Annotated in this window: 19 protein-coding genes; 9 read left to right on the top strand and 10 right to left on the bottom strand. The window is 49.4% G+C overall.

The window, feature by feature from the left end; translation table 11 throughout:
• Positions 1 to 43 precede the first annotated feature (43 nt).
• Positions 44 to 898, top strand: a complete 855-nt coding sequence (gene rsmI / locus H5715_RS12945) for a 16S rRNA (cytidine(1402)-2'-O)-methyltransferase (protein ID WP_075187292.1) — start codon at positions 44 to 46, stop codon at positions 896 to 898.
• 649 nt (positions 899 to 1547) lie between these two features.
• On the top strand, positions 1548 to 2033 hold the full coding sequence (locus tag H5715_RS12940) for a hypothetical protein (protein ID WP_185906532.1): 486 nt from the start codon (positions 1548 to 1550) through the stop codon (positions 2031 to 2033).
• A gap of 506 nt (positions 2034 to 2539) precedes the next feature.
• On the opposite strand, the gene ubiB is transcribed toward H5715_RS12940, so the two are convergent.
• The 7 genes from ubiB to H5715_RS12905 all read right to left on the bottom strand — a co-directional run bounded on the left by ubiB (position 2540) and on the right by H5715_RS12905 (position 8606).
• A complete protein-coding gene (gene ubiB, locus H5715_RS12935; protein ID WP_075185413.1) occupies positions 2540 to 4171 on the bottom strand; it encodes a ubiquinone biosynthesis regulatory protein kinase UbiB in 1632 nt (543 codons plus the stop codon).
• Between the two features lie 18 nt (positions 4172 to 4189).
• Positions 4190 to 4816: a ubiquinone biosynthesis accessory factor UbiJ gene (locus H5715_RS12930; RefSeq protein WP_075185414.1), complete on the bottom strand. Its 627-nt coding sequence runs from the start codon at positions 4814 to 4816 to the stop codon at positions 4190 to 4192.
• Positions 4816 to 5565 carry a bifunctional demethylmenaquinone methyltransferase/2-methoxy-6-polyprenyl-1,4-benzoquinol methylase UbiE gene (gene ubiE, locus H5715_RS12925; protein ID WP_075185415.1) on the bottom strand — a complete coding sequence of 250 codons (750 nt, stop codon included), beginning with the start codon at positions 5563 to 5565 and terminating at the stop codon, positions 4816 to 4818. The genes H5715_RS12930 and ubiE overlap by 1 nt, the downstream gene beginning before the upstream one ends.
• Before the next feature lie 108 nt (positions 5566 to 5673).
• Positions 5674 to 6063, bottom strand: a complete 390-nt coding sequence (locus tag H5715_RS12920) for a gamma-butyrobetaine hydroxylase family protein (protein ID WP_075185416.1) — start codon at positions 6061 to 6063, stop codon at positions 5674 to 5676.
• A 3-nt stretch (positions 6064 to 6066) separates the two neighbouring features.
• A complete protein-coding gene (hslU, locus tag H5715_RS12915; RefSeq protein WP_075185417.1) occupies positions 6067 to 7383 on the bottom strand; it encodes an ATP-dependent protease ATPase subunit HslU in 1317 nt (438 codons plus the stop codon).
• Between the two features lie 39 nt (positions 7384 to 7422).
• Positions 7423 to 7962 (bottom strand): ATP-dependent protease subunit HslV, encoded by a 540-nt coding sequence (hslV, locus tag H5715_RS12910; RefSeq protein WP_075185418.1) that lies wholly within the window; start codon positions 7960 to 7962, stop codon positions 7423 to 7425.
• A 71-nt stretch (positions 7963 to 8033) separates the two neighbouring features.
• Positions 8034 to 8606, bottom strand: coding sequence for an SPOR domain-containing protein (locus H5715_RS12905; RefSeq protein ID WP_075185419.1), 573 nt, complete (start codon positions 8604 to 8606; stop codon positions 8034 to 8036).
• A 328-nt stretch (positions 8607 to 8934) separates the two neighbouring features.
• Here H5715_RS12905 and H5715_RS12900 point away from each other — a divergent pair, with 328 nt between their 5' ends.
• On the top strand, positions 8935 to 9984 hold the full coding sequence (locus H5715_RS12900) for a hypothetical protein (protein ID WP_075185420.1): 1050 nt from the start codon (positions 8935 to 8937) through the stop codon (positions 9982 to 9984).
• 7 nt (positions 9985 to 9991) lie between these two features.
• Here the strand turns inward: H5715_RS12900 and H5715_RS12895 are convergent, their stop codons facing one another.
• The 3 genes from H5715_RS12895 to H5715_RS12885 all read right to left on the bottom strand — a co-directional run bounded on the left by H5715_RS12895 (position 9992) and on the right by H5715_RS12885 (position 15330).
• Positions 9992 to 12229, bottom strand: a complete 2238-nt coding sequence (locus H5715_RS12895) for a primosomal protein N' (RefSeq protein WP_075185421.1) — start codon at positions 12227 to 12229, stop codon at positions 9992 to 9994.
• Positions 12230 to 12344: 115 nt separating this feature from the next.
• Entirely contained in the window at positions 12345 to 12551 is a 207-nt protein-coding gene (rpmE, locus tag H5715_RS12890; RefSeq protein WP_075185422.1) for a 50S ribosomal protein L31, read from the bottom strand.
• A gap of 178 nt (positions 12552 to 12729) precedes the next feature.
• Positions 12730 to 15330: a penicillin-binding protein 1A gene (locus tag H5715_RS12885; RefSeq protein WP_075185423.1), complete on the bottom strand. Its 2601-nt coding sequence runs from the start codon at positions 15328 to 15330 to the stop codon at positions 12730 to 12732.
• Between the two features lie 154 nt (positions 15331 to 15484).
• On the opposite strand from H5715_RS12885, the gene H5715_RS12880 reads away from it, so the two are divergent.
• The 6 genes from H5715_RS12880 to aroK are packed head-to-tail and all read left to right on the top strand — an operon-like array spanning position 15485 to position 20981.
• Complete coding sequence (locus tag H5715_RS12880; RefSeq protein WP_075185424.1) at positions 15485 to 16552, top strand: pilus assembly protein PilM; 1068 nt, start codon at positions 15485 to 15487, stop codon at positions 16550 to 16552.
• A 1-nt stretch (position 16553) separates the two neighbouring features.
• The gene (locus H5715_RS12875) at positions 16554 to 17111 is read left to right on the top strand and encodes a PilN domain-containing protein (protein ID WP_075185425.1); all 558 of its coding nucleotides are present in this window, start codon (positions 16554 to 16556) and stop codon (positions 17109 to 17111) included.
• A 1-nt stretch (position 17112) separates the two neighbouring features.
• Positions 17113 to 17751, top strand: coding sequence for a type IV pilus inner membrane component PilO (locus tag H5715_RS12870; protein ID WP_075185426.1), 639 nt, complete (start codon positions 17113 to 17115; stop codon positions 17749 to 17751).
• A 2-nt stretch (positions 17752 to 17753) separates the two neighbouring features.
• A complete protein-coding gene (locus tag H5715_RS12865) occupies positions 17754 to 18287 on the top strand; it encodes a pilus assembly protein PilP (RefSeq protein ID WP_075185427.1) in 534 nt (177 codons plus the stop codon).
• 5 nt (positions 18288 to 18292) lie between these two features.
• Positions 18293 to 20464, top strand: coding sequence for a type IV pilus secretin PilQ (locus tag H5715_RS12860; protein ID WP_075185428.1), 2172 nt, complete (start codon positions 18293 to 18295; stop codon positions 20462 to 20464).
• A gap of 1 nt (position 20465) precedes the next feature.
• Positions 20466 to 20981 carry a shikimate kinase AroK gene (aroK, locus tag H5715_RS12855; protein WP_075185429.1) on the top strand — a complete coding sequence of 172 codons (516 nt, stop codon included), beginning with the start codon at positions 20466 to 20468 and terminating at the stop codon, positions 20979 to 20981.
• Positions 20982 to 20993 lie beyond the last annotated feature (12 nt).

The raw sequence follows: 20993 nt of genomic DNA, 5'->3' as shown, positions 1-20993 counted from the left end.
CCCCAAAACAGATTAAGCAAAACCGAAGGCCGAAATATAACAAATGAACAGCACAAACGCGCTATACATAGTCGCAACTCCCATTGGCAATCTCGGTGATATCAGCCAGAGAGCTATAGATACCCTAAACAAGGCCGACATTATAGCCGCAGAAGACACCCGGCACAGTGCAAAACTGTTACAGCATTTTGGTATTGATACACGCGTGTTGCCCTACCATGATCACAGTAACGAGGCCCAGACCGCAAAATGGTTGCAGCGTTTACAGCAGGGTGAAAATGTAGCGTTAATTTCCGACGCGGGAACACCACTAATTTCTGATCCCGGCTACCGTTTGGTCAGGCTGGCGCGAGAGCAGGGAATAGCCGTTATCCCCATCCCTGGCGCCTGCGCGGTGGTGGCGGCGCTTTCTGCGGCGGGCCTACCTTCAGACCGCTTTTCCTTTGAAGGATTCCTGCCAGCAAAAAATACCGCTCGGTTCTCACGCCTGGATGCGGTGGCCACAGACTCCCGCACGCTGATTTTTTACGAATCGCCCCATCGTATTCAGGATTCTATTACGGCTATGGCCGAGGTTTTTGGCCCGGACCGACAGGTCGTGATGGCCAGAGAAATCAGCAAAACCTACGAGACTTTTCTTTCCGCTACGTTTGCTGAGTTGTTGCAAATACTGGATACCGACCCCAATCAAGTGCGCGGCGAAATGGTGGTGATGGTGCAGGGCTACGTCGCGCCGGAAAAGGAAGGCGATACGCTTAGTGATGATGTTGAAAAAATGATGGCGGTGTTAATGGATGAGTTACCGCTCAAGCAGGCGGCGGCTATTGGCGCGAAATTAAGTGGCGAAAAAAAGAATCGTTTGTACAAATGGGCGGTAGAAAATAAAACCGAGCGGTAATGCAGTGGCCAAGTAAATCTGGCCACAGTTTAGTCGTTAAGCCAATATGTCTTTTCGGTCGTGTTTAAGCTTAATAGCGCCTCTATCAAGTACTTTTGGCTAAGCCTTTATTATGTTGATGCGGTCTTGTTTGGCTGTAATAGCCTAGCGCCCCACTAAAATTGGGGTAACCCAAGCTGGGTACTCATTCTGCTTTTTAAGCGTCTCAAAAACCTTTCCTCTGGCACGTTATTCCAATCGTTACTGCGTCAACGCTTGTTTTGTTTTATCTGATAGCGCCACGGCATTTGACGAATTTGTCTGCCGGTATAAATGGCAGCCTTGATCAGACTGAAACATGATGCCTTATTTTAAGGGGGCTCGAGGTTGAGGCGCTATGCCAGACACAAATTCCGCGTTTTCTCCATAAACAACCTGTAACCCAAACCGCTGGGCCTTTGCGCCCCGTCGGTGGGTTTTCCTGCTTTTACTTCAGTAGTGACACTCATTGCAGGTTTCACTTGGGACAGCTCTGGCGGTTCGAATCATGCAATAAATTGTGGCCAGTTGTACCTCCTGTATGGCGAAAGGTCTCTCTGATATGTTTTTACTCCAGGGGGGTACCTTTTAGCTTCAAACACAGAGCTTTTAGCTTTTAGCTTGGAGCTTTGTGCTTTGGTTAAGTAAATCGAAGCTTTTAGCTTCAAACACGGAGCTTTTAGCTCGGAGCTTTGTGCTTTGGTTAAGTAAATCGAAGCTTTTAGCTTCAAACACGGAGCTTTTAGCTCGGAGCTTTGTGCTTTGGTTAAGTAAATCGAAGCTTTTAGCTCCAAACACGGAGCTTTTAGCTCGGAGCTTTGTGCTTTGGTTAAGTAAATCGAAGCTTTTAGCTTCAAACACGGAGCTTTTAGCTCGGAGCTTTGTGCTTTGGTTAAGTAAATCGAAGCTTTTAGCTCCAAACACGGAGCTTTTAGCTCGGAGCTTTGTGCTTTGGTTAAGTAAATCGGAGCTTTTAGCTTCAAACACGGAGCTTTTAGCTCGGAGCTTTGTGCTTTGGTTAAGTAAATCGGAGCTTTTAGCTTCAAACACGGAGCTTTTAGCTCGGGGCTTTGTGCTTTGGTTAAGTAAATCGGAGCTTTTAGCTCGGGGGGAGTAGTTCCCACAATCCTCCGTGGGGGCTTCACGCGGGCTAGGGTTTGTGGAGTAAACCCCATGGGGCTAATGGTGGGGCAGTTGTGGGGCCTTGGATCTGCACCGCTTTAGCGGACAGTAAATGACTATTTGACTAAAACTGTATTCCATGGGGATGGATTTGCATGGATATTATCTCTACGGCAAAACGGCGTTGATTACTGCTGTGGAAGGCACGAAACCTTCAGACTTTGTGGAATATTTGCTGGAGAATGGGGTTGATACGAAGCGCGCTGGGCCTGGGCCAGACGCGCTAGATTATGCTTTGGCTCAACTCGATACGTTTAACAGCGAATTTTCAGGTTCAGTCGATGTAGTTAAAAATGTGGCGTTAATGTTTAAATATAAAGTTAAACGCGAGGAAATCCATCAACAGAAAATTTATGAGTTATCGCAGATTAACCCGAAGGTATTGGACGTTGTCTCGACAATTCTCCCTGATTACAAAATTGGGACAGTAAGTTACTTTTCCTATTTCAATATAAGAGCCAGTATGCCTGCACCGAGCAATAATAACGATGCGATGGGCAAATTCACTAGCTCTGAAGAATTCTGCAAAGCCAGGAAAACTCCGCCCGCGAGGGAGCAAACACCTATTAAATTGAGTAGGTTTTTCTGGGGCCTTCTACCCGATTGAGCTTGTTTTAAAGCCTTGCTGGCCTCTTTAAGCTCCGGTGCAATCTTCGCTAGTTGTTTTACTTCCGATAATGTGTCGAATATTAAATGTGGTACTTGTGGGAATTTTTCCATCCACTCCGGTGCGTGGTATTTAAAATCACCCCACAGGGTTTTGGGGTGGAAACGGTCGCGTACCCAGCGTTCGAGGTAGGGGTGGGCGGTATCCCATAAATCCAGTTCCGGGTAGAGCTGTCGACCCAGGCCTTCAATGTTTAACAGCGTTTTTTGCAGCAGTACCAATTGTGGTTGTACCGGCATTTGGTAGCGTTGCGCGGTTTTGAAGAGTGAAATTAGCGCTTCGCCAAAAGAGATTTCAATTAGCGGTTTTTCAAAGATGGGTTCGCATACGGCGCGAATGGCTGACTCGAAACCGGCAATGGAGGTGTCGCGTGGTACCCAGCCGCTTAGCACGTGTAGCTCGGCTACCTGGCGGTAGTCGCGGCGGAACATGGCCAGTAGATTGCGGGCGAGGTAGTATTGGTCTTCGCGGGTTAGAGTGCCGACAATGGCCATATCCACAGCCATATAGCACGGGTCTTGTGGGTTCTCTTTGGAAATAAACACATTGCCTGGGTGCATGTCTGCATGGAAAAAATTGTGCTCAAAGACTTGCGTAAAAAACACTTCCACGCCGCGTTCGGCTAATAGTTTTAAATCGATATTATGAGCTTTGAGCTGTTCGACATCGGTAACTTGTAAACCGTAGATACGTTCCAATACCAATACGTTTCGGGTGCTGTGATCCCAGTGAACTTCTGGAATGTATAGCATTTTCGAATGTTCAAAATTGCGTTTAAGCTGCGAGGCGTTGGCGCCTTCACGGGCGAGGTCTAATTCGTCAAAAATGGTTTCGCGATAGTTATCTACCACCTCAACCGGACGCAGGCGCTTACCTTCACGAGTAAATTTTTCGACCAGTTGCGCAATAAATCGCAGCAGTTGTGTGTCTTTTTCAATAATGGGTTCGAGTCCGGGGCGAATCACTTTGATTACGACGTCTTCGCCGCTGTGCAGTACTGCAGTGTGGACTTGGGCAACTGACGCGGATGCGAGCGGCTTTTTGTCGAATTCTTTAAAGAGGTTTTCTACGCTATCTTTTAATTCTCGCTCAACAATTTCGACAAATAATTCACTGCAAAATGGAGCGACGTTATCTTGTAGGTGGTCTAGCTCATCAACAATGTCATCGGCAATAAGATCCGGCCGGGTGGAGAGGAGTTGACCAAATTTAACGAAGATGGGGCCGAGTTCCTCGAAGGCGTGGCGAATGCGTTTGCCTCGATTTTCTTTCGTCCGTGGGTAGAGCTTGAATATGAGCAGTAATAGTTTAAGCGTGCGTGGGCTGTTACTGGTGTGTACCAGTTCATCTAGCCGGTATCGACCGACGGTGTGCAGAATTTTAAGCAGGCGAAGAAATTTGGCCACGAGTAACCTGTAGTGAAATTATTGTTGCGATTGTTGTTCGGCGAGTAACTTTTGTACGCGTGCATCCAACCGATCGGTTTGCTGCCTTAGCAGGCTGACATTGCGGCTAAAATGCTCTATTTCGCTTTTTGCGGGTATAGCGCGCAGCTCTTCCGTAAGAAATTCCGCTAGAAATTGTGGCAGTCGCTGTCCTTTTGGTTGAAACCAATTGAATGCGCCGCGTGCGAGCTGAGCTATTTGGTGGGCAGGCAAATCACCCATCAGGGAGGAAAGCGCATCTTCCCAATCGATCTCGAGGTTTTTTAAAATCTGTTGGTAGTCGCTCAGTAAGGCAACTTGTCCGCTTACGGTGACGCCGCTATCCGCAAGGCTGTGGCCGGGGTTCTGCATTAGGTGAAACAAGCTAAACAGTTTGCCTTCGATTTTTGTGGTCGGCTCGTCTTCGTAGTGAGCCAGCACCTGTAGTTGCTCATCAATGGCTTGAAAATAAAATGTCAATTCGGGTTGTCGGCAGTCGACTGCGAGCACTTTGCCGTTGATTTTAGTGAGGTTTCGGCGCGTGCCGGGGTCGTATTTCAAGGCAGCATTTATTACGCTTTCTAAGCCTTGAGCAAACGCGGTTACGTAGCTTGGATCTGTGCTCATTAGGGCTTAATGCCCTTGTGCAGTGCTACGACACCACCGGTCATATTGTAGTATTTACATTCGGCGAAACCGACGTTTGCCATCATTCCTTTGAGCGTTTCCTGGTCTGGGTGCATGCGGATACTTTCGGCTAAGTAGCGGTAGCTGTCGCTGTCGTTGGTGACCAGCTTGCCCATAAATGGGAGTACGCGAAAGGAGTAGGTGTCGTAGAGCTTTTCCAGCAGGCTGTTTTGAGGCTTGGAAAATTCCAGTACCAGTAGACGCCCACCGGGTTTTAGTACGCGAAACATCGAGGCCAGGGCGAGGTCTTTGTCGGTGACATTGCGCAGGCCGAAGGCGATGGTGATGCAGTCAAAGCTATTGTCCGGAAACGGCAGGTATTGAGCGTCGGCCTGGGCGTACTGCACATTGCCGACGAAGCCTTTGTCGGTAAGCTTGTCGCGACCAACTTTGAGCATAGAGTCGTTAATGTCTGCCAGTACGACCTTGCCTTCAGGGCCGACGATGCGGGCAAATTTTGCGGTGAGGTCGCCGGTGCCACCGGCAATATCGAGCACGGTGTTGCCCGTGCGCACACCGGAAAGCTCGATAGTGAATTTTTTCCAGATACGGTGAACGCCGCCAGACATTATATCGTTCATTAAGTCGTATTTTGCGGCGACTGAATGGAACACGTCAGCAACGCGTTTGGCTTTTTCCTCGACGTCTACAGTTTCGTAACCGAAGTGAGTGGTGTGCTCTTTGGACATGGGCGAACCTCTTATTCTCGACTTCGGTATTGTACCTTAAAAAGAGCGCAGTAATGGCCAACAAGGTATCTGTGGAGGTGACCGCTGATTTCGGGCGATGGGTTTTCGCTATTCCGGTGTTATCCAGCGTACTGCGGCGGTTTCTTCCGCTTGGCTTTGTGTTTTGTGGGCTTCGACTCTCGCCAGATATTCCTGCCACTTCTCTTCCTGTTGGGTTCCCAGTTCATGCAAATAGTGCCAGGAGTAAATTCCCGAATCGTGGCCATCGCTAAAAATTAATTTAATCGCGTAGTTGCCCTGGGGTTCAATGCCGGTAATGGCGACATTTTCCTTGTCGAGTTGTAGGACTTCTTCGCCTGGGCCGTGGCCCTTAACCTCTGCGGAAGGCGAATATACCCGCAAATATTCTGCGGGTAGCCGAAAGCGCTGATCGCCAAAGGCCACCTCTAGTATGCAGGATGTGCGGTGGAGCTTGATTGTGCTGGGAGTGAGGTTCATGGTTTATAAAATAAAACGGCTGAGGTCTTCGTTTTTCGATAGCTCGCCCAGCTGTAGCTCGACATAGGCTGCGTCGATGCTGATTTCAGTGTCGGGGCTATCGGTTTCATAGGAAATGCTTTCCAGCAGTTTTTCCAGTACCGTATGTAAGCGGCGGGCGCCGATATTTTCGGTATTCTCGTTTACTTCGTAGGCGATCTCGGCAATGCGGAGAATACCATCTTCGGTAAATGTGAGCTTAACACCTTCGGTTGCCAACAGTGCTTCTTGTTGTTCGGTTAACGACGCATCTGGCTCGGTGAGAATACGCTGAAAATCTTCCGGTGTCAGAGCTTCGAGTTCGACGCGAATCGGCAGGCGACCCTGTAGCTCTGGAATTAAGTCCGAGGGCTTGGACAGGTGGAAAGCTCCAGAGGCGATAAACAAGATATGGTCGGTTTTGATCATGCCGTGTTTGGTGCTCACGGTACAGCCTTCGATTAGTGGTAGCAGATCGCGCTGTACGCCTTCGCGGGAGACATCGGCTCCGGAAGTGCCTTCGCGCTTGGCGACTTTGTCGATCTCGTCGAGAAAGACAATGCCGTTTTGTTCAGCGGCTTCAATCGCCTGAGCTTTCAGCTCCTCTTCGTTAATGAGCTTGGCGGCTTCTTCATCGGTCAGCTTCTTAAACGCCTTTTTAACCGTGAGTTTGGTCTTTTTGGTTTTTCCCGTATTGAGGTTGGAAAACATATTCTGGAGCTGGCTGGTCATATCTTCCATGCCGGGGGGGGCCATGATTTCGACGCCGACGGGAGTCGTAGATACGTCCACCTCAATTTCTTTCTCGTCCAATTCTCCTTCGCGCAATTTTTTGCGGAAGATCTGCCGGGTGCTGGATTCGTGGTTTTGTTCTTCGTCGTTGCGGGCTGGGGGCAATAGGGCATCCAGTATTCGCTCTTCTGCGGCTTCCATCGCTCGGTGTTTGCTCTTGGCCATTTCCTGTTCGCGGTAGAGTTTGATCGAGCGGTCGACCAGATCGCGGATAATGGATTCCACATCGCGGCCGACATAGCCGACTTCGGTAAATTTGGTCGCTTCCACTTTGATAAAAGGCGCGTTGGCGAGCCTGGCCAGGCGTCGGGCGATTTCGGTTTTACCGACGCCGGTGGGGCCGATCATTAAAATATTTTTAGGCGTAATTTCATTGCGCAACTGCTTGTCCAGCTGCATGCGACGCCAGCGGTTGCGCAGGGCAATGGCAACGGCCTTCTTCGCAGCCTGCTGGCCAACAATATGTTTGTCCAGCTCGTGGACGATTTCACGGGGGGTCATTTGAGACATAGCTAAGCCTTAATACTGCTGAATCGCGTGGGGCGCCACTCAGTATTGCAATTGTTCGATAGTGAAATTGTGGTTGGTGTACACGCAAATGTCACCGGCAATCGTTAAGCTTTTTTTCACAATTTCAGCTGCGGGTAGATCCGTATTTTCCTGCAGTGCGCGGGCAGCGGACTGGGCGAAGGCACCACCGGAGCCGATCGCGATCAGGTCGTCTTCCGGCTGAATGACATCGCCATTTCCGGTAATGATCAGGGAGGCGTCTTTGTCGGCTACTGCCAAAAGGGCTTCGAGACGTCGCAGGGCGCGGTCGGTGCGCCAGTCTTTAGCCAGTTCGACTGCCGCGCGCGTGAGTTGTCCACCGTGAGCCTCCAGTTTGGCTTCAAAGCGTTCAAATAACGTAAAGGCGTCGGCGGTGCCTCCGGCGAATCCGGCAATGACTTGATCTTTGTACAAGCGTCTTACTTTGCGGGCGTTGCCTTTCATAATGGTGTTGCCCAGGGAAACTTGACCGTCGCCGCCAATCACGACCTGATTGCCTCGACGGACAGAGAGAATAGTCGTACCGCGATATTGTTCCACGGAAAATCCTTAATGGTTATGGTTGCTGAGGGAATGCTGAAAAGGTTGGGGCTGCCTAGCTGATTTCAAGTTTACTTCGCAGAGGGCGCACGTTTTAGTACCAGGGCCTCGTATTTGTTGCTAACTAGGGTGCTGCGGGCTTTTTCCCGCTGAGAGCGAGATTCGAAAGGGCCAACCAGAACCCGGTGCCAGGTTTCACCGTTACGCACCCGGGCTTGCTCTATATGGGCTTGCAAATTTAGCAGTATCAATTCGACTTTGAGTTGCTCGGCATCGGAGGCCTTTTTAAAGGAGGCCACCTGCAGAATATATTCTTCTGCGGGTTTGGTCGGCGTGTCACCGGTTGTTTCGTTCTCTTTCATAAAGTCGGGAATGGTGACTTTGTTTTCCTTGAGAATGTCGTAAAAGTCAAAGCGGGGTGAGGCGGGCTTCTCGGCTTTTGGTTTCTCCTTTTTTGCGCTCACTTCCGGCGCCGCTTTGCTGGCGACCTTTTGCACGGGATCCATTTCGGAGAGGCGCATTAAAAACATAATAAAGGCGCCCAGTATGCAGCCGGTAAACAGCCATACCCAGGCCGGAACGCGGGTCTCAACGGATTTACGGTTAGCGTGGGAACGACTTTTTCGGGCGTGGTTTTGCGCCATAGGAAAATTTGTATCGATTTGGGTTTGCGTTGACTGGTGGTTAAAGCTTAGCTGGGAGCATTGTACCGATCTTTGAAGAACATTGAAAAGCGTACCACATGAAGAGCTGTTGAACTTAAATTTCCTAATAATTTTATTGGTTTACGTCTACAACTTAATATATTATCGAGTATAAATGTAGCAAAATGTTACCGCTGCGAGTTGTGTGCGGCTACATTTGCTAAAGTTCTTAATAGTCAGGGTGCTTTCATACTATAAGTACCACCATGCCCACCATTGAGTGGGCGCAGGCAAGAATTCCTCCTAACTCAAAGCAGCGGATATCGTTATGACACCGAGAAAGCTCAGTTATAAACCCTTCTTCTTAACTCTGTTGCTCGGACTTTTACTGTCCGGTTGTGGCGGGGCTCCTTCAAATAATCCGAGTTTCGATAGCTCGACAATTGACGGGGAGATCGAGGTTGATGACGGAATCGTGATGCTTTCTTTTGTGTCTGCTTCACCGGACCAAATCAGCTTGAAAGGGCAGGGTGGCGCCGAAAGTAGTATTGTGACTTTTGTCGTGACAGACACCTCCAGCGATCCTATTGGTGGTGTGCAGGTTCGTTTTTCGCTTGATACGTCAGTCGGTGGGATTTCGCTGGCAGGGAGCTATACGCTCGTTTCCTCCGATGGTGATGGTTTAATCGCTGTAACCGTTGCAAGTGGTACGGTAAGTACGGTCGCTCATGTTGTTGCCGAAGTTATCGGGAGTGATGTAGCCGCTATCTCGGATGATATAACGGTTTCCAGTGGTATCCCCGTCGATGGACATTTATCCGTTGGCGCTGATTGGTATAAGTCTGGAACTTTAGATACTGTTGGTACTAATGTGGGGTTTGTTGTCGTTGCGTCCGACCAGTTTGGTAATTATGCATTTGACGGTACAAGAATTAGCTTTTGGACTCCGTATTACGGCGCCATCGATTCTTCTTGCACTATAAGTTCCGGCAGATGTAGCGCCTCCTGGACCAGTACCGCCGGCGCCGGAATAATCAACCCGTATAATGACCCTTGGATTCCCGTTTTAGTTTTTTCTAGCGGTGCCGAGTTCTTCAATGACCTAAATGGAAATAATGTGTATGACGACAATGAGGCCTTTGTTGATTTGGGTGAGGCGTATTTGGATCTAAATACTAATGCTAGCTATGAAGTAGGTGAGTACTTTTTGGACTCTAATGATAATGGAATCCGGGACGAGGGTAACGGGGTGTATGATGGTCCTTGCCAGAAAGAAACTTGCCCAGGGAAATCGGCAGTAACTATTTGGACCGAAATGCGCTTGCATATGTGTCCGAGCGATGTGGAGGGGCTTGGTTATCCCTGTGAGCAAGATTGAATTCTATCTAATTCTCTAAGGCATCCACATCCACCGACCAGCGTGTTCTCTTGGTGAGAGCATGCTGGTCGATTTGCTTAACCCCTTTTTTTAATATGCCCTGCAAAACCTTTCTTGAACTCGTTTTTAGCTGAAATTGATAGCGAAAGCGCTCGTTTAACTTTTCCATTCGTGCCGGTATGGGTCCTAAGTATTGGATATCTCTGGATGCGGGCGCTATTTGAGAAAGCGTGCGGGCCACCATCTGTAAGAACTCGATTGCGTTCTCTGGGCGTTTGGATTCAGCTCTGAATAGAGCAGAAAACCCAAAGGGGGGGAGTCCCGTTGCCTGGCGTTCGCTTAATAGTTGGCGAGCGTAGCGGTGGTAGCCTTTCGTCATTAGGCATTCCAGTAGGGGGTGGTCTGGAGTGTGGCTTTGGATTAGCACTCGGCCGGGAACGTCTTCACGCCCTGCGCGCCCTGCGACCTGGACAATTAACTGGCCCAGGCGCTCGGAGCCGCGAAAATCTGAACTCAGTAGCCCTTGGTCGCAATCCACGATGACAACCAGGGCAATTTTGGGCAGATGATGACCCTTTGCCAGCATCTGGGTGCCAATCAGTACGCAGGGTTCGCCCTTGCCGACTTCTTCGAGGGTTTCTGTGAGTGCATTTTTTCGCTGAGTGGTATCGCGGTCGATGCGTATGACTGGGTACTGCGGAAACTGTTGCTGGAGCCATTGCTCGGTTTGTTCTGTCCCCAGGCCTCTGGGGTTCAGTTGCGTGCTATGGCAGCTGGGGCATTGACGGGGTGCCGGTTGTTGAGCGTTGCAGTGATGGCAGTGTAGGTGCAGTGGTGTGCGATGCAGTGTCATGTGGGCATCGCAGCTGCGGCATTCAGCAATCCAGCCGCATTGATGGCAAAGTAGCGTAGGGGCATAACCGCGACGGTTGATGAATACGATTGCCTGATGTCCGTTCGCTAGGGTGTCTGCCAGCGCTTTTACGGCCTCGCCACACAGGCCTGCAAAAAGCGGCTTTTGTCGAAGATCGAGAATATTTATTTGTGGTGGTTTGGCTGAGCCGGCGCGCTTGGTGAGACGCAAGTGGTGATAGCGCCCATGAATGGCGTTGTGCAGGCTTTCCAGTGAGGGGGTTGCCGAGCCGAGGATGACCGGGATTCGGAGAGTGCTGGCGCGATAGATGGATAGGTCCCGTGCTGAGTAGCGCAATCCGTCCTGTTGTTTGTAGGAAAGGTCGTGCTCTTCATCAATAATGATTATGCCCAATTGCTTCATTGGTGTGAAAGCCGCGAGTCGCGTGCCAATGACAATTTGCGCCCGCCCGTCCCGCGCGGCCATCCAGTTTTGATTGCGCTTGGACTCGCTGACATTGGAGTGAAGTTCGGCAATCGGACAGCTAAAACGCTGGCGAAAACGTTTTATTGTCTGAGGCGTCAGGCCAATTTCTGGAATGAGTACCAGTGCTTGTTGACCTGCTTGCAGTACTCGGGCAATGGCTTGCAGGTAAATTTCGGTTTTGCCACTTCCCGTTATGCCCTCCAGGAGGTAGGTCTTGAATTGGTGGTAGCGCAGCTGGTCGATCGCCGCTTGCTGCTCCTGAGATAGATTGGGCGGTGTCTCCAGGACTAAGGTGTTGTCCACTTCGGCTTGGGTTGGTGGTGGTTCAATGGTTGAGTCTTTCTCGAGCAAGCCTTTTTTAATCATGGCTGCGAGGGTGGTGGGGCTTATATTACGTGCCTCAATTTCATCACCCCTCAGGTGGGGGTGAACAAGTAGGTGCTGCAGTACTTCCTGCTGTTTGGGGGCTCGCTTTAAGCCGTCTTTCGGTAGTCCACGGCCTTCGACCGTAAGTCGCCATACCGTTGTGGTCAGCTCGCCGGGCTTTCCTTGACGCAGTTGTTGTGGCAGGGCTGTGTATAGAGTTTCGCCGATGGGGTGGTGGTAGTAGTTGGCCGCCCACCAGCAGAGCTTTAGTAGTTCAGCGGGGAAGGTGGCTCGTTTATCCAGTATTTCGTCCAATGGTTTGATTTTATTGGGATCGAAAGAGGGAGTCTGGTGGCAGTTGATGATAATGCCTATCAGTGTTTGTGAGCGAAAACTCACTTTTACGCGACAGCCGGCTAGCTGCTTTCGAGTGTCAGGCGTGGTTGTTTGGGGCAGACTGTAATCGAACAGGGAGCGCAGGGGTACGGGCAGGGCGATGGTTGCGTACCATTGTTGTTGGGTCTGGGTGCTTGCGGTCATGGGGGGGATTCTACACGAGAGCTTGTGCGGCAGCTGACTTGATTGTTGGTGGGCAAAAAAATACCCGCTTTAGAGCGGGTATTTTCGGAACGGCTTGCTAGCGCTGGCTTAATTACTAGCCGCGACGCGTAAAACGCTTGTTGAAACGGTCGATACGACCACCGCTGTCCAGAACCTTCTGCTTGCCTGTATAGAAAGGGTGGCACTCGGAACAAACGTCGATATGAATATCTTTCGCCAGAGTAGAGCGAGTTTTAATGGTGTTACCGCAACTGCAAGTGGCGGTCATTTCACCGTATTTTGGTTGAATATTTTCTTGCATGGTTTTGCCTCTTGCAGCCTTCGTGGCTTTTATGTGTGCCGCTACCGGGTCATTTGCCTAGCACCGCACCGCAGTTTAGAGAACAATTTGGCTTCAGTGAGAGGCGCAAATTTAGGATCGCGCATACTACCAGAATGTGCTGTCAAAGCAAGCAATATGGTGGAAAATGGCGCCTCCTTTAAAATAGGTCTTCCGTTAGCCTTTCTTCGTTTTCATAGCGCAGGTTTGTGGGGGATGTCTCCTCCGATTCTTCCGGCGTATTCTCCGTTCTGAAGTATTCAAAAATGGCGTCTGGGTCACCGGCTCTGGCACGATCTCCTGTTTCTGGGTCGATTCGGACCGTCACGATCCCGGGGGGCTGTTCGCGGGTTGTTTCCGGTTTTCCTGCGAGGGCGGTGCGCATAAAGTCGATCCATATGGGAAGGGCTGCTTTACCGCCGTATTCCCTTTGGCCAATGGGGGCTATTTGGTCGAAGCCCAGCCAGGTGGTGGCAACAATTTCGCTGTTATAACCGGAGAACCACGCATCTGCCGGCCCATTGGTTGTTCCTGTTTTTCCCGCAAGATCGTAGCGGCCTAGAGCTTTTGCGCGTATGCCGGTGCCCCGACGAATAACGTCCTGCAGCATGGAGTTGATGATGTAGGCTACTCGTTCATCGAGCACTCTCTCTGCGCGGGGGTAGTCGCTGGGCTCTAATTGTCCCAGCAGGCTTTTGATGTTGAAAGTCAATGCGAAGGGGTCGTCTTCAATTTTAGCGAATTCGGGGCCGCTGGCGTTTGCTGTTGGTCTGTCTTGGCTGATCGCTGCTGTGTCGGTGTTAATGTCAGTCTCGCAATCACGACAAACGGTCGCCGGTAATGCTTCGTACACTCGTTTGCCAGTATTATCGAGAATGCGTTCGATTAAATAGGGTTGTACCCGGTAGCCCCCATTAGCAAATACCGCGTAGCCGGTTGCCACTTCCAGTGGTGTTAGTCCGTGACTGCCAAGTGCGAGAGAAAGATCGCGCGGAAGCTCATCTTCGTTAAAACCATAGCGGCTCATGCCGCGAATAGTATTGCCCACGCCGATTTCGCGGAGTACACGAATGGAGACCAGGTTGCGCGAGCGGTAGAGGGCTTTACGCAACCGGGTGGGGCCATCGAACTTGCCGCTGGAGTTTTTTGGTCTCCAGGTGCTTTCCATCGTGGCATCATCGAGCACTATAGGCGCATCGTTGATAATACTTGCTGCTGTCAGCCCGTTTTCCAGTGCGGCGGTGTAGACAAAAGGTTTGAAGTTGGAGCCGGGTTGGCGTTTGGCCTGGGTGGCGCGGTTGAAATGACTTTGGTTAAAGTCAAAGCCTCCAACAAGTGAGAGTATGGCTCCATCATCTGGCTTTAGCGACACAAGAGCCGCTTGAGCGTTAGGCACCTGGCTAAGTGAGTACTCACCAATATCGTTGATTTGCAGACGAATTACGTCCCCTACTGAAACAATATCCGATGCTGTTACCGGTGCGGGGCCCACGGCGTCTTGGTTGATGTAGGCCCTTGCGGAGCTGAGCCCCTGTTTCCAGGTTATTTCCACTGTTTCACCTTCGTGGGTGAGGGCAGTGATGGATTGCTCTGACACCAGAATCACTGCAGCGGGCGATAGCCCCCCATAGGTAGGGATGGATTTCAGTTGGTCAAGCCAGGCCTCAATATAGGGGTGAGGGTCAATGGCTTGTTCTTTGTCGGAGGCTGTTTCGCTGTCGGACGTTGATGTTGTGCCGTTTATTGGTGTAGGGCCAAGCTCGGGAATCTTGGGTGGTTCTAGTTTTTGTTCCGGGCCTCGGTATCCATGCCGGCTATCGTAGGTTAAAAGCCCTTTAATGACAGCGTTGTGTGCGCTGTTCTGCATCTCGCTATCGACGGTTGTATAGATGCGGTAACCTTCGGTGTAAGCGTTTAGCCCAAAGAGTTCAATAGCCTTAGCTCGAGCCATTTCGGCGGCGTAGGGAGCTTGTACGTCCACGTTGCCGCGGTGATAGCTTGATGAAATTTCCTCTGATGCGGCCGCAGTGTATTCAGTTTCATCAATCATCTTCAGCGCGAGCATTCTGCCTAGAATCCAATTCCGTCTTGTTAGGGCGCGTTCCGGATTTGCGATGGGGTTCATCGTTGAGGGGCCCTTAGGCAACCCTGCCAGCATGGCAAATTGAGCTAGACTTAATTGGCTTAGTGGTTTGCCGTAGTAAACTTGGCTTGCGGCGTGAATACCATAGGCCCGGTTACCGAGAAAGATCACGTTGACATAGAGCTCCAGAATTTCTTCTTTGCTTAGCTCCTGTTCGATGCGAAGGGCCAGCAATATCTCGTTGAATTTACGGGCAAACGTTTTTCTTCGGGAGAGGTAGTAGTTGCGGGCAACCTGCATGGTGATGGTGCTACCACCGGAGGCGCGGCGCCCAGTTAATAGTAATTGTGTGACGGCTCGCATCAGGCCTTTTATTGAAACACCGCTATGCTCAAAGAAGTTGTCATCCTCGGCGGCCAGCAGAGCATCGACGTAGGTTTTCGGTATTTGGTCAAATGTGATGGGAGTGCGACGCTTTTCGCCAAATTCTGCGATAAGCTTTTCATCCGAAGAGTAAATGCGCAAAGGCGTTTGTAGTTTTACGTCTTTTAGGCTGTCGACCGGCGGCAATTGTGGGCTCAGATAGAGGTACATTCCGGTCAAAACGCACATTGCGCCACCGGTGCCAGCGAGCGTCAGCCAGATGGCGACGATAAGAAAAGGTTTTTTTAGTGTCATTTAAGTATTGTAAAACTGAATAAAGAGTCAGATTGTGATGAGTTTTGCCATTATAAGACCTTTTTCACACTTTACCTACGCAGTCTCTAGTTGCAGCATATACTTAAAGTGCTATAACATAAACATAACCTAAGTAGCGGATATAGATAGAAAAATGGGTATTCTCAGTTTATTCGAGCAGAAAAAGAAACCCGTACTCGGTCTGGACGTGAGTTCGACAACAGTGAAGCTGTTGGAGTTCAGTCGGCAGGGTGATGGCTATCGGGTAGAAAACTATGCAGTCCGCGCGCTACCGCCGAACGTGGTGGTTGAAAAAAATATTACTGACGTGGACGCTGTTGCACAGGTCATTCGTGCTGTTGTTCAATCATCGAGAACCAAGGTTAAGGATGCCGCTGTTGCGGTACCGGGGTCATCCGTAATCACTAAAGTGATTGAAATGCCGGGTCACTTGAACGAAGAAGCGCTAGAGACGCAGATTTCTCTCGAGGCAGATCAGTACATTCCCTATCCCCTTGAAGAGGTCGCCATCGATTTTGATGTGCTTGGCCCCTCGTCTAAAGATCCCGATCAGCTTGAAATCTTATTGGCGGCATGTCGCCGTGAAAACGTTGATATGCGAGCGTCTATGCTTGAGCTTTCCGACTTGAACGCAAAAGTTGTCGACGTTGAAGCTTATACCGTAGAGCGCGCCTTTTCGCTGATCAGGGAGCAGCTTGAAGACCAGGAAGAGCAGGTCGTGGCTATTGTGGATATTGGTGCGACCATGACGACGCTAAGTGTTCTGGTTGATGGCAAGACCATTTACACCCGCGAGCAATTATTTGGTGGCAAGCAGTTAACCGAAGAAATTCAGCGCCGATACGGACTTTCTGCAGACGAGGCAGGGTTAGCTAAGAAACAGGGTGGCCTCCCTGACGATTATGAGCCAGAGGTGTTAGAGCCGTTTAAGGATGCTGTGGTTCAGCAGGTAACCCGGTCTCTCCAGTTCTTTTTTTCCTCTAGTCAATATAACGACGTGGATCATATTGTTCTTGCCGGTGGCGTTGCATCGATGGAAGGGTTGGCGGGCTTAATTGAAGAGAAACTTGGAACATCAGCCACTGTTGCCAATCCATTCGCCAACATGTCGGTATCGTCAAAAGTTAATGCCGCTGCGCTAATCAACGATGCGCCTTCTTTAATGATTGCTACGGGATTGGCCCTAAGGAGCTTTGTGTAACATGGCTCAGATTAACTTATTGCCCTGGAGAGAAGAGCATCGCCAGGAGAAAAAGAAAGAGTTTTTGTTCCAGTTAGGTGGCGTTTGTTTGCTTGCTCTGGGTATAGGTTATTTGTGGATTCAGTCTGTTGAGGGCAGTATTTCCTCTCAGAAATCTCGCAATAATTTACTCCAGGCGGAAATTTCACAGCTTCAAAGCCAGGTTAGCGAAATCAAAGACTTGAAAAATAAGCGGCGCGAGCTGCTGGATAGGATGAAGGTGATTCAGGGGTTGGAGGGCAGGCGTTCGATTATCGTCCACTATTTTGATGCTTTTGCTAAATCGGTACCGGATGGTGTGTATATTACTTCCCTCTCCAAGTCGGGAAGTACCATTTTTATTGAGGGTGTGAGTGAATCGACGAATAGGGTTTCCACTTTTATGCGCCAGCTGGATGATTCTGACTGGTTTTCTGGGCCCAATTTACGTTCCGTTGTTGCTGCGCCTCAACACGGCGAACAGGCTAGCGTTTTTCGAATGCAGCTAAAGGCAGTTCTTCCCGAAGAGGAGGGCAAGTAGAATGGCTGATTTGAATCAGTACGTAGAGCAGCTGAAAAATTTTGATTTTAATAATGTGGATTGGGATCGGGTAGGTGTTTGGCCTACTCCCGTAAGAATGTTTTTATGCGTATTGGCGGCAGGGCTTATTGTCTTTGCGATGTACTTTTTTGTCGTTAAAGATAAGTTTCACGATTTGGGTGTGGCGCAAAATAAGGAAGTTGAGTTAAAGAAATCTTTTGAATCAAAAGCGTTTGAAGCGGCGAATCTGGATCGATACCGTAAGCAAATGATTGAAATGCAAGAGTCTTTTGGTGCCCTGGTGTCCCGTCTGCCGACTGAAACAGAAGTGCCCGGATTGCTGGAGGATATCGATGATAAAGGTGTTGAGAGCCGTTTAGCAATACAAAGTATCGCGCTGCAGAACGAGGTTACTACCGAGTTTTATGTGGAGTTGCCGATCAAAGTAAAAGTAACCGGTGGTTATCACGAATTCGGTGCCTTTGTTAGTGGGGTGGCGGGGATGCCACGTATTGTAACCCTACATGACTTTAATATTCGCAAGACCAAAGCTTCCAGCAAGGGCGCAAGTTTGGTGAATAGTGGCTTGTCGATGGAAATTATCGCCAAGACATATCGCTATAAATCCCAGGATAGATAGTAATGCAGATACTAAATCGCATTTTGTTGATATCAGTAATTGGTGTATCGATTGTTGGGTGTAGCTCGGGGAGTGACCATGCCGACTTACGCTCATATATAGGTGAAGTGAAACAAAGGCCTGCGGGATCTATTGAACCTCTGCCGTCGTTTCGGCCTTACGAAGCCTTCATTTACAGTTCTGCTGCGATGCGCAGTCCTTTTGATTTGCCCATGGATGTGGAGAGACGCGTTTACGCAAGCTCAAGCGCAAACGTAAAGCCGGATTTTTCGAGAGAAAAAGAGTTTTTAGAAGATTTTGCTTTGTCCTCACTGCAGATGGTCGGTAGTTTGAAAAAGGGCGAAACCCTTTGGGCGCTAATTAAAGATGGTGAGGGTCGTATTCATTTGGTTACTCAGGGTAATTATTTGGGTAACAACCATGGCAAAGTTGTCGAAATGTCGGAAGCAAAGCTGGATTTGATCGAAATTGTCTCTGATGGTCTCGATGGCTGGCTGGAAAGACCAAGTGTACTTGCTTTAGCTGAGAAGGAATAAACAACATGTTCATACGTAAATTAATAATCCTGCTCTCTGGTACCCTTGTGTTGGTTTCAGGCGTGGTTAGCGCAGCGAATCTGAAAGATATTCAGTTCTCTGAGTTACCTGGTGAGCGTGCAGAAATTCGCTTGTTGTTCGAGGGGGCGATCTCCAAGCCTGAGGGCTATACGATCGATCAGCCCGCACGGATTGTGTTAGATTTTTCTGATGTTGAAAATTTATTGCCGCAGAAAAAGTACTCAATGTCAGTCGGCGAGGTTAGCAGTGCGGTTGTTGTCGCCGGTGGCGGTCGGACGCGATTAATTGTAAACCTCAATAGTTTAGTACCCTATACTTCGCGAGTTGAAGGTGAGCAGCTGGTTGTGGAGGTGGGGGCGGAGTCTGTTGGTGTAAGCAATGCGTCGACGTCGGTAGATGTTTCCACTCCCGTTTCGTTGGAAGACGGGAGTGTTCAGTATAGTAATGTGGGCTCATCGGTAAGCGGGATAGATTTTCGTAGAGGTGAAACCGGGGAAGGGAAGGTTATCGTTACTTTAACCAACCCCAATATTGCGATTGATGTCGAAGAGGTGTCTTCGGGAGTTAACGTTACCCTTATGGACACTGCGCTGCCGACTGAAATGCACCGAAAACTCGATGTCATTGATTTCGCTACGCCGGTGAGCATGCTCGGCTCGAGCATGAGCGGATCAAATACCGTTATTAAAATTGATGCTACTGGTGATTATGATTACCTTGCGTACCAGGCAGATACCGAATATGTCATCAGTGTAAAGCCTCTCTCTCGCCAGGAAATCGAAGACAAGAAAAAGACGTTCGCGTATGTTGGTGAGCGCTTGTCGTTAAACTTTCAGGATATACAAGTGCGCTCAGTGTTGCAGTTGATTGCAGATTTCACTGAGTTGAATCTTGTTGCTAGCGATACAGTAACAGGCAATATTACGTTGCGTTTAGAAAATGTACCTTGGGACCAGGCTTTGGATCTAGTATTAAAAACCAAGGGGCTGGACAAGCGGCAGATTGGCAATGTGCTGATGGTTGCACCGGCGGCAGAGATTGCGGAAAGGGAAAAGCAGGAAATTGAAACCAAGAAGCAACTAGAAGAATTGGCTCCATTGCGCACGGAGTATATTCGTATTCGCTATGCCAATGCGCGTGAGCTTTTCACACTATTTATGGCTGGGAGCGCTGGCGGTGGAGGTGCAGAGTCGGGAGCTGGTGGTAGTTCCCGCAATTCAACGGGCAGCATGTTATCTGATCGTGGACAGGCGATTGTGGATGAGAGAACCAATTCCATAATTCTGACGGATACTGAAGAAAAAATTAACCAGTTTAAGCTGTTGGTCGATCGTATCGATATTCCGGTTAAGCAGGTAATGATCGAGGCTCGTTTGGTTATTGCCAACTCGGAATTTCGCAAGGAGCTGGGATTTAGAATCGCGGGTGATGCGGTAGAAAGCTCTGAATCCGGTAGTCATATACACGAGTTTACGGGCTCAATGGATAGCGTGTATGCGGAGACTAAAGGAATTGTTGGCGCATTTACCGATTCTGATGGTGACGGGCAAGCAGATAGCCAGCACTCTTTCCCGCAGAATACTTTAGTGGATCTTGGTGTCTTTAATCCTACCGGCTCGTTGGCGTGGAACGTTATTAGTAGCAATTTCATGCTGGGTATGGAGTTATCTGCTTTGCAGGATTCTGGATTTGCTGAAATTGTTTCTCAGCCAAAAGTCATCACTGGAGATAAGCAGCCTGCAACCATTCAATCTGGTACCGAAGTGCCCTACCAGGCGGAGTCTGCCAGTGGTGGTACCACAACGTCATTTAAAGAAGTCGTCTTGCGTTTGAATGTTACGCCGCAAATTACGCCGGATAATCGCATCATTATGGATCTGGAGATTGATCAGGACTCTGTTACCGGTGTTTCCGCTGGGGTACCGGTTATTGATGTGACCCATCTGGAAACCTCTGTGTTGGTCGCTGATGGCGATACGGTTGTTCTTGGGGGCATTTATTCTGTTGAAACCGTTAAAGGTCAAACCAAGGTTCCGCTACTGGGAGATATTCCTTTCTTGGGTACACTCTTCCGCCACGATATTAACGATGAGCAAAAGCGTGAGCTACTCATATTTGTTACGCCTCGTATCATGAGCTCAGACTTCCTGGAGTAACGTGAGCCACTCTGTCTTTCTGGTCGGCCCCATGGGGGCCGGCAAATCCACTATCGGTAGAATGTTGTCCCAACATTTGGGTTGTGATTTTCTGGATACTGATAATGTTATTGAGCAGCGCACGGGTGCCGATATTCCTTGGATTTTCGATGTTGAAGGTGAGGCGGGTTTTCGCGAGCGCGAATCTGCTGTTCTTGCAGAAATGGTTGAGAAAAATTCCGTTGTTATTGCTACCGGCGGCGGTATTGTCATGCGGGAAGAAAACCGAGAGATGCTAAAAAAGCAGTCGTCAGTTGTCTACCTTACGGCGACCATTGAGCAGCTTGTCGAGAGAACTTATAAAGATAAGAAAAGACCTTTGCTTCAGGTCGATGACCCAAAAGCCAAAATTATTGAGCTATATAATCTGCGTGATCCTCTTTACCGTGAGGTAGCGGGCTATGTTCTTGTTACCGATGGCCGCAGCCCTAAGTATGTTGTGCAGGCAATAGTCGATCTAATTTCTCCAGAAGCATAGTCTTTCTCATTC

Origin of the sequence: Teredinibacter haidensis (assembly GCF_014211975.1) — a bacterium.
In the GTDB taxonomy this organism is placed as follows: Bacteria; Pseudomonadota; Gammaproteobacteria; order Pseudomonadales; family Cellvibrionaceae; genus Teredinibacter; species Teredinibacter haidensis.
The sequence above is the reverse complement of the archived record's forward strand: the minus strand, read 5'-3'. Positions and strand labels throughout refer to the sequence as shown.